This window comes from Serratia sp. AR11 (assembly GCF_056376275.1).
This window is the reverse complement of sequence record NZ_CM150739.1, coordinates 3,740,333-3,754,934: the sequence shown is the minus strand read 5'-3', so window position 1 is coordinate 3,754,934 and position 14,602 is coordinate 3,740,333. Positions and strand designations below refer to the sequence as shown.

The following is a 14,602-nucleotide window of genomic DNA, read 5'->3' as shown; positions in this document are numbered from 1 at the left end:
TGCTGACTAAAACTTGAAATAAATATGTTCTCGCTGCGCAATGTGGCGAGCCGATTTCCCTGGTGTTGTTGTGTGTCATTTCCAGCGTGCTTGCCACGCTGGTTTTTTTTGTGACAAATTCCACATACCTGTAATTATCTTGTTTCTCATTACATATTTTATGTGAAATACATCACATGAAAATGCCGATTTTCGAGTAAACTGCGCGCTTTCTCTGCTGCGGGTCGGTTTATGAACGTTATTTTTGCCATTGCTGTGACAACCGGGATCCTCTCCGGTGTTTGGGGCTGGGTGGCCGTCAGCCTGGGGTTGATTAGCTGGGCCGGTTTCCTCGGCTGCACGGCCTATTTTGCTTGCCCACAGGGTGGGTTGAAAGGCTTGTTGATAAGCTTGCTAACCTGTGGCAGCGGGGTATTTTGGGCAATGGTGATTATTCACGGTAGCGAATTGGCCCCAGGCTTGAGCATAATCGGCTACCTGCTGACCGGCGCCGTGGCTTTCCTGATGTGTATCCAGGCAAAACAGCAGTGGTTGGGGTTTGTGCCCGGCACCTTTATTGGCGCCTGTGCCACCTTCGCCGGTGGCGGCGACTGGCCGCTGGTGAGCCTCTCCCTACTGGTGGGATTGGTGTTCGGCTACGCGATGAAAAACAGCGGTCTTTGGCTGGCGGCACGCAATGAGAAACCCAAACAAGCTGGCGCTGTTACCGAGCATGTTAACCGCTGATTTAAATGGTGCCGCCGAGTGAAATGCGGTAGTGCAGGTCGACGCGCTCGATGCACGGCACCCCTTTGATGCGTTTGAGTAAAATCTCTGTGGCGACTTTGCCCATATCAAACCTTGGGGTGATCACGCTGGCGATGCCCGGCGTGGTGGCCTTGCCAATATCCAGACCGTGAAAACCTGACAGCGCAATGTCCTGTGGCACCTTTAGTCCGAGCCGCAGACACGCCTGCAACACGCCAACCGCCAGATCGTCATTGGTGCACAAGATGCCGTCCAGACTGGGGTAGAGCTGGCGGGCCATGGCCAGCATGTCAGAACCGACCGAGACCGACGAGACCCGATGCGGCGTGATTTGCCGTGGTGTCAGCCCCTGATTTTCCATCGCCCGGCAATAGCCCTGGAAACGTTTGGTGTCGCGTGCGTCGGACATGGCACCAAAGTAAACCACCTGGCGTTTCCCGCTGGCGAGCAGCGCTTCGGTCATGTCAAAACCCGCCTGATAGTTATCAAACCCCACGGCGATCCGCCCCTCGGGCCCTTCAAGACTCATTACCTGCGCCACCGGGATTTTGGTTGCCGCCAGATATTTTTCCGCCCGCAGAGTGTGCTCCGAATCGGTGAGGATCAACCCGGCGATGGGGTAGGCCAGCAGTTGGATAATCTGTTCTTCTTCCCGCTGCCGGCTGTAGTCATAGTTAACCACCAGAGTTTGATAGCCGTGTTCGAGGGTGATGGATTCGATGCCGGCCAACAGATCGGCAAAAATCTGGTTGTTGAAGGAGGGGATCAGCACGCCAATGCGCGGCTTTTGGGATGAACGCGCCTCATCGCTGTCGGTGAAGTTAACTTCTTTCATCACCTGGGCAATTTTCGCAGCCGTTTCGGCAGCCACCTTGTCCGGCGTACGCAGATAGCGGCTGACGGTCATTTTGGTCACACCGGCGAGCAGTGCAATATCCTGCAGCGTGACGCGTTGGTTCTTCATTCTGGGGCCTTAACAGGGTGGGGCGCAAAGATCGCGAATTCTGTCATGTTAACAAATCGATCTGGTGATAACAATCGGCGTTATAAAGTATAAAATCCCTATTTTTCAATGAAGTGTATGAATGGGCTGGCTGGCCGGAATGCGTGGCTTCACGTTAAAGGTAACAGCTTTTAGTAACACGATTTTAAGTGATCTTTATCACGTTTTTACCGGCGATGATCCGCTGAGATAGGCGTCAGTCCTATCCAAATGACATCGCCGGGGAACGTTATGAACAATTTATTTTCACTGGATAACAAAAAAATACTGATTACCGGCGCTTCTCGCGGCATTGGTTTTTTGCTGGCTCGTGGGCTGGCGCAGTATGGCGCCCATATTCTGGTTAATGCCACCACGCAGGAAAACGCCCAGCGCGCCGTTGAAACACTGCGACGCGAAGGTTTTCGCGCCGATGCTGCGGCTTTTGACGTCACCGACTCGCAGGCTATCCATGCCGCCATTGAACGGATTGAGGCGGAAAGTGGCGGCATTGACGTGCTGATCAATAACGCCGGGATCCAGCGGCGTCATCCCTTTACCGAGTTCCCGGAAAAAGACTGGGATGACATTATCGCCGTCAACCAGAAGGCGGTATTTATAGTGTCGCAAACCGTAGCTCGCCATATGGTACAACGCCAAAGCGGCAAAATTATCAATATTGGTTCGATGCAGAGCGAACTGGGCCGCGACACTATCACCCCGTATGCCGCCTCCAAGGGCGCGGTAAAAATGCTGACGCGGGGCATGTGCGTTGAACTGGCGCGTTACAACATTCAGGTTAATGGCATCGCGCCGGGCTACTTCAAAACCGAAATGACTCAGGTGCTGGTGGACAACCCGGAGTTTACCGCCTGGCTGACCAAGCGCACCCCGGCCGCCCGCTGGGGTGACCCGCAAGAGCTGATTGGTGCGGCGGTGTTCCTGTCGTCCCAGGCTTCCGATTTTGTTAATGGCCAGCTGCTGTTTGTCGATGGCGGCATGTCCGCGGCGGTATAGCCGCTTGCCCAGGAGAAATCATGATGAGAATTCAAACCCAATCCTGCGTGGTAAACGGCAAATATGACGTGGCGGTGGTGGAGCAGGAAGTGGATTATCAGGGGATCGGTACGCTGGTGAAAATCACCCGTGGCGGCATCTGCGGTTCCGACCTGCATTATTACCAGGAAGGCAAAGTCGGCAGTTTCCAGGTGCGTCAGCCGATGGTGCTCGGCCATGAGGTGATCGGTGAAGTGGTGGCCAGTGATACTGCCCGCCTGCCGGTGGGTCAGAAGGTGGCGTTAAACCCCAGCAAACCCTGTGGGCAGTGCAAGTATTGCCTGGCAAGTCAGCAAAACCAGTGTACTCAGATGCGTTTCTTCGGCAGCGCGATGTATTTCCCGCATGTTGACGGTGCCTTCACCCAGTACAAGGTGGTCGATAGCGCGCAGTGTATTGCCTTTGACGCCGATCGTGATGAAAAGGTGATGGTATTTGCCGAACCGCTGGCGGTGGCGATACACGCGGCGAAGCAGCCCGGCGAAGTGACAGGGAAAAAGGTGTTTGTTTCCGGCGTTGGCCCAATTGGCTGCCTGCTGGTGGCGGCATTGAAGGCGCTGGGCGCCGGCGAAATTGTCTGTGCCGATCTCAGCCCACGTTGTCTGGATATTGCCCAAAAAATGGGGGCAACCCGTTGTCTGCATGCCGGCAATGACGACTTTAGCCTCTACCAGCAGGAAAAAGGGTACTTTGATATCGCTTTTGAAGTCTCTGGCCATCCGTCGTCGTTGCAGCGCTGCCTGGAAGTCACCCGGGCCAAAGGCACGGTAGTACAGGTGGGCATGGGGGGCAGCTTCCCGGATTTCCCGCTGATGTTGCTGATCGCCAAAGAGTTAAACCTGCTGGGCTCGTTCCGTTTTGTTGAAGAATTTGATTTGGCGGTGGCCTGGTTGGCCGAGGGGACAGTCAATCCATTGCCGCTGCTGTCTGCCGAATTTGATAACCAGCAACTGGCGCAGGCGTTGGCCTTTGCCGGTGACAAGAGTCAGGCGGCCAAAGTACAGCTGGTGTTCTGATTTTAGCCAATAGTCTGATGGCGAAGAGCGGCGATCCTTGTCTATAGTTAAGGACCGTATCATTTTTAATCACGGAGAACTTAACATGGCGAGAAATACGGATAGGGATCAAACCACGCTCGATGACGATCTGAGAATGCTGAGCGACACGCTGGAAGAAGTGTTGAGATACTCTGGCGATCGCGCCGATCAGGCCTATATCGACATCAAGTCACATGCCGAAGAGGCATTGAGCGAGGTTAAGTCGCGACTGGCTGATACTACCGAGTCCTACTATGCGCGAGCCAAGGACGCGGTTTGCCGCACCGACGGTTACGTGCGTGAAAACCCATGGCACAGCGTGGGTATTGGTGCGACGGTCGGTCTGGTACTGGGCTTGCTGCTGTCACGTAAATAAGCTCCCTGGAAGTTGGGCGCGGCCACCGCCGCGCCCCGATGTTTATTGCCCCAGCGTCACCTCTACCTGATGGGTTTTGCCATCGTCTACCAGCGTTATTACCGCCTCCGGCTGTATTTCACCGTCGACAGTTACCTGTGCCGCCCCCTGACCCTGCCGGACGGTCAATTGATACTCGCTGCCGCCTTCCCGATAGTTAAGCGTCACCTGCGGCCAGTCCGCCGGCAGACGGGTGTTGACGGTCAGCCGATCCCCATGGCGCTTCAGCCCCAGCAGTGACTCGACGATCAACCGGTACATCCAGCCGGCGGATCCGGTATACCAACTCCAGCCGCCTCGGCCAACATGGGGTGCTACCGCGTAAATATCGGCGGTAACCACGTAAGGCTCGACCTTGTAGCGTTCGGCTGCGGTGCTGTCCAGGCTGTGGTTGATCGGGTTGATCAGTGCCATCAACTCCCAGGCGCGTTCAATATTGCCCATTTCGGCAAAGGCCATCACGGCCCATACCGCGCCGTGGGTATACTGGCCGCCGTTCTCGCGCACGCCGGGCAGATAGCCGCGGATATAGCCCGGATTCGGGCCGTTGCCGTCAAACGGCGGCGTCAGCAGTTTGATCAGCCCGGCCTGGTCGTCGACCAGATGTTTATCCAGCGATTGCATCGCCTGCAGGCTGCGTGGCTCATCACCGGCTCCGGACAGCACCGACCAACTCTGGGCGATGGCATCGATACGGCACTCTGTCGATTCATGGGAACCCAGCGGTTCCCCGCTGTCAAAATAGCCCCGGCGATACCACTCGCCATCCCAGGCGTGATCGCGCAGGTTATCGCGCAGGGTGGCGGCTTGTTGACGGCACTGCGCGGCCAGTTCGGCGTCGTTACGACGCTGCGCCAGTGCGCCGTAGCGCTGCAAAATATGGAACAGGAAGAAGCCGAGCCACACGCTCTCGCCGCGGCCCTCCAGACCCACCATATTCATACCGTCGTTCCAGTCACCGGCCCCCATCAGCGGCAGGCCATGCTCACCAAAGGTCAGCCCGTGTTTCAACGCCCGCACGCCATGTTGGTACAGCGTCTCCTGTATCGCACTAGGCGCCGGTTGTTCGTAAGAGGATTCCTCGCCCGGCGCCAGTTTGCGCGCCTCCAGATAGCCCACTTGTTCTTCCAAAATGGCTTGATCGTCGGTGGCGTCCAGGTAGTGGCAAATCGCCAGCGGCAACCACAGATAGTCATCCGAACAGCGCGTGCGTACGCCATTGCCCTGCGGTGGATGCCACCAGTGCTGTACGTCGCCTTCGACAAACTGGCGTGAGGCGCACAGCAGGATCTGTTCCCGCAGGCGCTCAGGCGCGGCATGGGTCAGCGCCAGCGTATCCTGCAATTGATCGCGGAAGCCAAAGGCACCGCCGGATTGATAGTAACCGCTGCGTGCCTGAATGCGGCACGAGAGGGTCTGGTACAGCAGCCAGCCGTTGGCCAGCAGGTTGACGGCCGGCTGTGGCGTGGTTATTTGCACCTTGTTGAGAATAGTGTCCCAATGTGCCGCGACCTGCTGCAGTTCATCCTGCAGGCTGTCTTCCCGCAGGTATTTTTGCAACAGCGCCTGGGCCTCATCGGCGTTTTGTCCAAGGCCCAGAGCGAAGACAAAGCTGCGCTGATCGCCGTCGATCAGGCTGATGGCCGACTGGACCGCACCGCAAGAATCCATGCCCGCGCCGGTCTTGCCGGACAGCCGCCGCAGCTTCAGCACAGCCGGGCTGGTCAGCGATCCGTTGCGGCCAACGAATTCACGCCGATCGCCACTGACAGAACAGTGCGCACCGGTCACGCCGAAGAAAGCCGTTCGTTCCGAACCACTGCCGCCGTAATGGTTGGTGGCCAGGATGCCGCAGCCGCTATCGAGCGTAGCCTCCTGGGTGACGATGTGCATAGCCGATTTTTGCCGCAGATCGCCGAGGATAAATTCCACGTAGCCGGTGGCCGACAGCTTGCGGGTACGCCCGGAGGTATTGGTCAGCGTCAGCAGGAACAGTTTTACCGGCGCTTCTTTGGCCACCAGCACGGTGAGCTGGCTGTCGATGCCGCTTTCGCGGTGATCGAACACGCTATAGCCGAAACCGTGGCGGGTCAGATAGTGGCCGCGGCCGCGGGCAGGCAGCGGTGTCGGTGACCAGAAATGCCCGTTCTCTTCGTCACGCAGATAAAAGGCTTCCCCGCTGCGGTCACAGACAGGATCGTTATCCCACGGCGTCAGGCGGTATTCATGGGCGTTTTCGTACCAGGTGTACGCCTGGCCGCTTTCCGAGATCACCGAGCCGAACATTGGGTTGGCGATCACGTTTGACCAGGGCGCCGGGGTGATCTTGCTTTCATTCATCGCGATCACATATTCGCGACCATCCTCCGAGAAACCGCCGAGTCCGTTATAGAACTGCAGTGCGTCGATGGCGGGCAACTGCGGTGAATGCAGGTTACGCGGCAGATTATCCACCGTTGCCAGTTTCGACGAGGCGGTGACCGGCGACAGCGGTTGCTGCAGGACCTGCGGCAGTTGCAGGCGCTGGTTGAGCTGTTCGGTCAGGCCACCGCGTCGATCGTCGAGATAAATCCGCGCCACGCTAAGCAGTAGCCGGTGATCTTCCGGTGACATATGCTCGCTGGTGCGTACGAAGATGCCGCCGGGCTTATCGGTTTGGGTGGACTCCATACCGGCGGCGATCAGGCTCATGATCTGATTTTGCAGCTCCTGGCGGTAGCCGCCGACGTCTTCGTTGAGGATCACCAGATCCACCTGCAGGCCTTTCAGACGCCAGTAGTTGTGCGCCTGGATCAGCTGTTGCACCAGTTCGATATTTTCACCGTCGGTGACGGTCAGCAGGACAATAGGTAGATCGCCGGAGATCGAATGTCCCCACAGCCCTGACTGGCCGCGTCGGTTCTGGATGATTTCGTTGCTGGCGGCGCGCATTTCCTGCGCCGGGAACACCACCGCGCTGGCCAGGCGATTGAACAGGTTGGCATCCTCCTCATTGGCGTTGAGTTGGCGCAGCACTACCTGGCTGTGCGACCAGGCCAGTTCAAACACGCGATCCGCCAGATGACGGTCGCGGTATTTCTCCAGCATTGCCAGGCTGCTGACGCGGTCTTCACAGACGCCGTAGAAAATATCCAGCGTCAGCGGTACGTTCGGCTCCAATACCACGCGCTGGCGAATAGCGATGATCGGGTCAATGACCGGACCGGCGCTGTTGCTCAGCGGCGCATTTTGATACAGCGCCTGCGGGTTGGCCGGGGTACGACCACGGCCGATAAACCTGGCGCGATCGGTTTCAAACGACGTTTGGCTGGTGCGGCCCTGTACCGTCATCATGTGCAGTAGCCACGGGCATTTCTCCTGGGGTTCGCGCGGGCGACGGTGGCACAAAATAGCCTCCTGATCCGGCAGCAGTTCGGTCTGTACGAACAGATTGCTGAAGGCCGGGTGAGCCAGATCGTTACCGGCCGGTGCCAGCACCACTTCCGCATAGCTGGTGATTTCGATAGTGCGCGGCTGTTTCCCGCGGTTTACCAGCGTCACACGGCGTAGCTCGATATCGTCTTCCGGCGAGACCACGATCTGCGTTTTGACCGACAGCGACCCCTGCTGGCGCTGGAACTCGGCACCGGCATCATTGAACACGGCGCTGTAGCCCTTGGCAGCCCCGCCGATCGGTTGCCAGGTATTACTCCATACCTCGCCGGTTTGCGGATCGCGCAGGTAGCAGAAGGCGCCCCAGTTATCGCAGGTGGCATCTTCGCGCCAGCGGGTCAGCGCCAGGTTTTGCCAGCGGCTGTAGCTGCCGCCTGCCTGGGTCAGCATCAGGTGATAATTGACGTTGGACAGCAACTGCACTTCCGGGATCGGCGTGTCCACCCGGTTAAATTCGCGTGCGGCGAAGCTGGCCGGGGTAATGGTGCCTTCGTGCGTTTCGAAGTGGCGGCGGGTGCTGTAAAGCTCAACGGCATCCGGCACCCGTTCCTGCAACAGCAGCCGCGTCGACTGGAATGCCGGATAGTTGGCGAAGCGCGCCACCATCGGCGCATCCAGCAGCAGGTGCGACAGGGCCAGGAAGCTCATGCCCTGATGGTGCGCCATATAAGAACGGATAATCACGTACAGTTGGCCACGGCTGAGGCGAGCGGTGGTGTAATCCAGCGCTTCGTAGAAACCGTAACGGCCTTTGGCGCCATTTTGTTCCAGCGTGACCAGGTTATTGCAGGCGGCGTCCGGGTCAACAATCAGCGCCATCACCGTAGCGTAAGGGGCGACGACCATATCGTCACCCAGCCCGCGCCTCAGGCCCAGCCCTGGCACGCCAAAGGCGTGGTATTGATAGTTTTGATCGGCATCGAAGCCAAAATAGCCGGATTCGGAAATGCCCCAGGGCACGCCGCGCTCCTTGCCCCAGGCAATCTGTCGCTCCACCGCCGCCCGGCACATTTGCACCAGCAGCGAGTCAGGATAGGCGGGCATCACCAACTGGGGCATCAGGTATTCAAACATCGACCCACTCCACGACATCAATGCCGCTTTATGGTCGATCAGGGTGAACAGGCGGCCAAGCGCAAACCAACTGCGTTGGGGTACCTGGTTAGTGGCGATGGCGACATAGTTGGTCAGACGGATTTCCGACGCCAGCAAATCGTACTTACTGCTGTCCATCCGGTTTTGATCGCAGTTAAAGCCGACGGTCAGTAAATGGGTCGATTCGTCATACAGGAAGTTGAAGTCCATCTGCGCCATTTTTTCCAGCCGCTGCTGCAGGCTGTACAACTGAGTCAGTCGCTCCTGTGCCAGGGCGCAGGCCTCGTCGAACGGGCTTTGTTGCTCTGGCGACAGCTTCAATGTTTCCGGTGGGTTTGCCAGCCAGTGCAGGCTGGGCACCTGTTCCAGTTCGGACAGGCCGTCGCTCAGCCAACCGAACCACAGCGCCCATTCGGCACAAAGCTCGTTGAGCTGTTGATGCAGTGCACCGGCCCAGCGCTTGGTTTCTTCATCGTGATTCAGCGCCGGTTCCTGCAGCCCATTGCTGTAATTTCGCATGGCATTCAGCTCCGCCAGCAGGGCGGCGGGATGGCAGTGGTGCGCCTGCTCAAAATGGTTGCGCAGTTTTGGCAGGTTCTTCGGTGCGGCATCACCCCAGTGTTGCTCCAGCAGTTGCAGGCTGTCGCCCAGCCCGGTCAGCACCCGCAGTGGATCAATGACCGGCTGGTGGGCCAGAGCCGGCAGGCCGGCGCTGAGCGTCAGCAGATGACCGGCCAGGTTGCCGCTGTCGACGCTGGAGATATAACGCGGGTTCAGCGGCTCCAGCGTGCGAGTGTTGTACCAGTTGTACAGGTGGCCGCGGTAGTGTTCCATGCGGTCCAGAGTATTGAGCGTCAACTCGATACGCCGTAGTGCTTCACTGAGCGTCAGATAGCCGAAGTCATAGGCAGTGAGATTCGCCAGCAGCGACAGTCCGATATTGGTCGGTGACGTGCGGTGCGCGACGACCGGCTCCGGTATTTCCTGGTAGTTATCCGGCGGCAGCCAGTTTTCCTGCTGGTTGACGAAGGTATTGAAGAAATCCCAGGTCTGGCGGCTGGTATGGCGCAGGAAGCGCCGCTGCTCTTCGTTAATGGCAGTCTTGCTGCGCTGCGGTTCGTGGCTGAGATAGCACAGCAGCCAGGGGGCCAGGATCCACAGGGCGGCGAAGGGCAGTGTGATAAGCAGCGCCATCGGGTTATGCAGTACGGTGAAAAACAGCAGTGCCAGCCCGGCCACCGGGTTGATCCACATGGCGCGATAGAAGTTTTCCAGCGTGACCTGTTGGCGGTTTTTGGATTGATCGTAGCTGGTCCACTCTTGCAGATTGCGTTTAGTGACCAGTAGCCGCCATAGGGTGACAATAATCGCTTTCAGGCTGTACAGCGTTTCATGCGGTAGCGTCGCCAACCGCAGCCCAACCTGTGCCAGGCGGTGCAGCGAACCGTTCAGCGCCAGCCGCAGGTGCTGCAGGAAAGGTCTGCGCGGTGGTTTATGCACAATATCCTGAGCCAGCGCCAGCAGGGTAGGGAGCAGCAGAATAATGGCGAACACTGCCAGCCAATAACGGGTATTCGGCAGCCAGACGAAACCGCAAAACAGCAACAGTAGCAGGCTGGACGCCGTCAGGCTGCGGCGCAGGTTATCGAACAGTTTCCAGCGCGACAGGGTGCTCAGTGGGTTGGCGGTGCGGGTGCCGCCTTCTGTTTTCACTCGTGGCAGCAGCCAGTTGAGCAGTTGCCAGTCTCCACGGATCCAGCGGGTACGGCGCGCGACGTCCACCAGATAGTTGCTGGGATACTGCTCGTACAGCAGCACGTCGCTCAACAGGCCGGAACGGGCATAACAGCCTTCGAGCAGATCGTGACTCAGTACCAGATTCGGTGGGCAGGTTCCCTTCAGGCTGTGCGAGAACACGTCTACGTCGTAGATGCCCTTGCCAATAAACGAGCCTTCGCCAAACAGATCCTGATAGATATCCGAGGCCATTAGCGTATAGGGGTCATTGCCCGGCGTGCTGCTGCACAGTGCGGCATAGCGGCCTTGCCCATAGCTCGGGATCTCTTCGGCCATGCGCGGTTGCAGGATGGCGTAACCTTCCACGACCCGCTGCTGACGGGCGTCATACTGCGGCTGGTTGAGCGGATGCGCCATGGCGGCGATTAACTGGTGGGCGCTTTCACGCGGCAGGACGGTATCGCTGTCCAGGGTGATGACGTATTTGACGTTTTTCAGCACCTCCAGCCCGTCACCAATCTGAGTACAGAAAGCGTTACCGCGGTTTCGCAGCCAGTCGTTCAGCGCGTTCAGTTTGCCGCGTTTACGCTCCAGCCCCATCCACACTCCCTGTTTTTCGTTCCATTCGCGGTTGCGATGAAACAGGAAAAAGTGGCTGGGGCCGTCGCAGGGATAGCGCCCGTTCAGCGCCTCCATCTGTCGGCTGGCATAGGCCAGCAGTTCGGCATCATCCGCATGCTGCTGCTGGGGCGCATCGATAAAGTCGGTAAGCAGGGCAAAGTGCAGATGTTTCATCGCGTTGCCCAGGTAACAAACCTCAAGGGCATTGATCAACTTATCAATGCCGCTTTTGCTGTCGATTAACGTCGGTATTGCCACCAGAGTCCGGAATTCGGCGGGAATACCGCAGGAGAAGTCGAGTCTGGGCAACGGCTGCGGCGTGCGGCTGCGGGTGGTGACCTCGCTGAGCAGGTTGAGTACGAATTGACTGATGACGATCGCCATCGGGAAAAACAACAGCGCCAGCCCCCAACTGATGCCGGTACTGTAAGCGTGGCGCAGCAGTTCGGCGCAGCAGGCGGTGGTGATCAGGCTCAGGCTACCGAGCCAGGAAAGCAACGGTGCCTGATTCAACGCATGGCGCAGCCGGGTAATACGGCCCAGGCGTACGTCAAGCTGCTGCTCCAGCTCTGGGCGACCATCGTCAATCAGGTAGTAACCGATGTGATTGCAACGGGGATCGCTGGACGGAATTTCTGACGCCACGCGCGCCATATTCAGTACCTGTTGGGCGACCTGCACCTCATTGTGCGGGCAGTGCCGCGCCAGCATCTCAATCACGTGGCGATAATTGTCGCGGGTGTTGAAGTGCATCAAAGGGTAAACGCCAGCCGGATCCTCTCGCAGGGTTTGTTCGACCTGACTCATGGTTTCGACAAATTCGGCCCAGTCCATTTCGCTGAGCTGGCGCAGGCCGGAAATGCTGTTGCTGACCGACAGTTGGCTGACGGCGAGCTGTTGGTTAAAACGGTGGATTAATTCATCCGATGTCAGGCTGACCTCGGCCAGACGTTGCTCGACCCAGGTGAGCGGCAGCGCCAGCATGGTGCCGTGCCCTTGCAGGCGACGAACCAGCTCGGCGACAAAGGCGCTGGTGCGTGGGGGATTGGAGCGCGCCATATCGGCAATCACCACGATCAGGTTGGCCGGATCGTTTTCCGCTGACTCCAGCATTTTTGTCACCCAGCTGTCGGCCAGGTTACGTTCTTGCTGGGCCTGGGCCACCTCAATGCTGACGCGCCGCAGGTTTTCGATCAACGCCAGGCGTAGCATGCCGGGCAGCGCCCAAAGCTCGCCCAGCGTCAAATTGACTTCTTTTTGATAGGCGGCGATATAGCGCGTAAGGCTTTCGGCGTCCCAGCGGCCATCTCCGTGTGCAATGGCTTCGGCAGCAATGTCATAGATGCGCGGGCAGTTATGCGGCGCGCCCAGTTGGGGCAGGCCACGGCCGAAGGTTTTCGGCAGATGGTGGCGTACAACGCGGATTTGTTCTTCGATCAGATAGTAGTTGTCCAGCAGCCATTCGCCGGCCGGGGTCATGCTGGCTTTCTTGCCGTTGCTGAGTTGGTGACAGCTTTCAGCCAGAACGCGTTCGTTATCGTCCAGCCGCTTCAGCAAATAGTAGGGAGTTTTGCGTGTCGCCAGCTTGTGGGAGCGCGCCAGACGCTGGCCATAACGCTCCATTTGGTCGACAGAAAACAGCTCGGCCTTGATAGTGCCACCTGTCGGTTCCGGCTCACCTTTGGCACGCCGGACAGGCAACGAATTTACTTTGGTTGTTTTGCGTTTCTTTTTTAACCAATTGATTAGTATTTCTTTCACACAAAAGCTCCTTACATCTGACCCAAAGGACAGCCGGTGAAACCGCTGGGAGATCGTGAATATCCTGTTTTTTTGCGCCGGGTAGATCTGGCTTGGGTTCACAGCAGGCAGGAACATGCTTTCTCAGTATAGCTGCATAATCCCATGCTGGCCGTTTTTTGAACTAATTGTTTAATTTTAATAAACAATTGGCCGCTACTGACGTTGACTCCCAACGCTATTTTTCCGCCGTTCTGGCTTGATTTGCCGTATAATTCCCTACATTAAGCTTGGTTATTGAGGTGGTCGTGGAACAACTTTCGGGATTGCTGAGGCGGTTACGCCAGCAGCTTGAGCAACATTTGCCTTCTGATGGCGGTTTCCTGCAGCTTGCACTGCCCGTACCGGCGCCGTTGGCCACCCGGTTGCTGGAATGGCTGGCGGTGCAACCGGCATTCCCGCAGTTTTACTGGCGTCATCGCGACGGGCATGAGGAAGCGGCGGTCTGCGGCTCTGTGCGTCAGTTTACCCAGCCACGACAGGCACAGGCGTTTCTCAGGACGCATGAGGGAGCGCGAGTCTGGGGACTGAATGCTTTTGACGGCGTGGCGCATTTATTTTTGCCCCGTCTGGAAATTCTGAGCCGTGACGGTGAAACACAATTAACGCTGAATCTGTTTTCTGAAAGCTCGCTGCGTGAAGATGCGGCGTTTGCCGGCCGCTGGCTGGAGCAGGTATCGGCTGCAAGGTCCATCACGCCATTAAAGGCGCAGGTGGCAAAGGTGCAGCATCGACCGGAACGGGCTGGATGGGAAATCATGCTGCAAGACGCGCTGAAAGCGATAGGCCGGCAACAGATGGAGAAGGTGGTGTTGGCGCGCAGTACGTTACTGACGCTGGATTGTCCGCTGTCTGCACCGGCGATGATGGATGCCAGCCGCAGCGTGAACCACCGATGCTACCACTTTATGCTGCGCTTTGATGCACATTCCGCATTTCTCGGCTCCAGCCCGGAAAGACTGTATCTGCGAAACGGCCGCCATCTGCTGACCGAAGCGCTGGCGGGCACCGTCGCCAATCACCCCGATCGGCCGCAGGCCCAGGCGCTGGCGCAGTGGTTACTGCAGGACGGCAAGAACCAGCATGAGAATCTGCTGGTGGTGGATGATATCTGCCAGCGTCTGCAAGGCGGTGCCGACGCGGTGGATGTGTTGCCGCCCGAAGTGGTGCGCTTGCGTAAGGTGCAGCATTTGCGGCGGCGTATTGAAGGCCGGCTCAACGATAACGACGATGCCGATTGCCTGCAGCGGTTACAGCCCACGGCGGCGGTGGCCGGGTTGCCGCGTCAGGCTGCGCGCGAGTTTATTTTGCAACATGAGCCTTTCCCCCGTGGTTGGTATGCCGGATCTGCCGGCTATCTTTCCTCCTCCCGCAGTGAGTTTTGCGTAGCGCTGCGCTGCGCGCAAATTGACGACCAGGAATTACGACTCTATGCCGGTGCCGGCATTGTGGCCGGTTCTGACGCCGAGGCAGAGTGGCAGGAAATCGAAAACAAGGCCGCCGGGCTGCTGACTTTACTGCTGCCAGAGCCATTGCGTTGAATTTCCCTGCTTATGCTCCGGATTTATTGAGCGAATGGCGCGGTGAGTGTAAACTGCTTGTGATTTTTATGTTTATTTTTTGTTCTAAATCAATTAATTGTCTACCATAAAGTCACCGGGATATACGGCGTTTTTGCGC

7 protein-coding genes are annotated in these 14,602 nt (G+C 58.0%); 5 read left to right on the top strand and 2 right to left on the bottom strand.

Annotated elements, in window-relative coordinates; translation table 11 throughout:
• The first annotated feature begins 231 nt into the window (after positions 1 to 231).
• Positions 232 to 726, top strand: a complete 495-nt coding sequence (locus tag ACSOSI_RS17645) for a DUF1097 domain-containing protein (RefSeq protein WP_261421854.1) — start codon at positions 232 to 234, stop codon at positions 724 to 726.
• A 1-nt stretch (position 727) separates the two neighbouring features.
• On the opposite strand, the gene ACSOSI_RS17640 is transcribed toward ACSOSI_RS17645, so the two are convergent.
• Entirely contained in the window at positions 728 to 1,711 is a 984-nt protein-coding gene (locus ACSOSI_RS17640; RefSeq protein ID WP_012146004.1) for a substrate-binding domain-containing protein, read from the bottom strand.
• Between the two features lie 270 nt (positions 1,712 to 1,981).
• Here ACSOSI_RS17640 and idnO point away from each other — a divergent pair, with 270 nt between their 5' ends.
• From idnO to elaB, 3 genes are all read left to right on the top strand, one after another.
• Positions 1,982 to 2,746 (top strand): gluconate 5-dehydrogenase, encoded by a 765-nt coding sequence (idnO, locus tag ACSOSI_RS17635; protein ID WP_135345123.1) that lies wholly within the window; start codon positions 1,982 to 1,984, stop codon positions 2,744 to 2,746.
• Between the two features lie 23 nt (positions 2,747 to 2,769).
• Positions 2,770 to 3,801, top strand: a complete 1,032-nt coding sequence (gene idnD, locus ACSOSI_RS17630) for an L-idonate 5-dehydrogenase (protein ID WP_026142459.1) — start codon at positions 2,770 to 2,772, stop codon at positions 3,799 to 3,801.
• Between the two features lie 85 nt (positions 3,802 to 3,886).
• Complete coding sequence (gene elaB, locus ACSOSI_RS17625; RefSeq protein ID WP_012146001.1) at positions 3,887 to 4,198, top strand: stress response protein ElaB; 312 nt, start codon at positions 3,887 to 3,889, stop codon at positions 4,196 to 4,198.
• Between the two features lie 42 nt (positions 4,199 to 4,240).
• On the opposite strand, the gene ACSOSI_RS17620 is transcribed toward elaB, so the two are convergent.
• The gene (locus ACSOSI_RS17620) at positions 4,241 to 12,883 is read right to left on the bottom strand and encodes a glycoside hydrolase family 94 protein (protein WP_476705882.1); all 8,643 of its coding nucleotides are present in this window, start codon (positions 12,881 to 12,883) and stop codon (positions 4,241 to 4,243) included.
• Between the two features lie 287 nt (positions 12,884 to 13,170).
• On the opposite strand from ACSOSI_RS17620, the gene menF reads away from it, so the two are divergent.
• Positions 13,171 to 14,463, top strand: a complete 1,293-nt coding sequence (gene menF, locus ACSOSI_RS17615) for an isochorismate synthase MenF (RefSeq protein WP_476705881.1) — start codon at positions 13,171 to 13,173, stop codon at positions 14,461 to 14,463.
• Positions 14,464 to 14,602 lie beyond the last annotated feature (139 nt).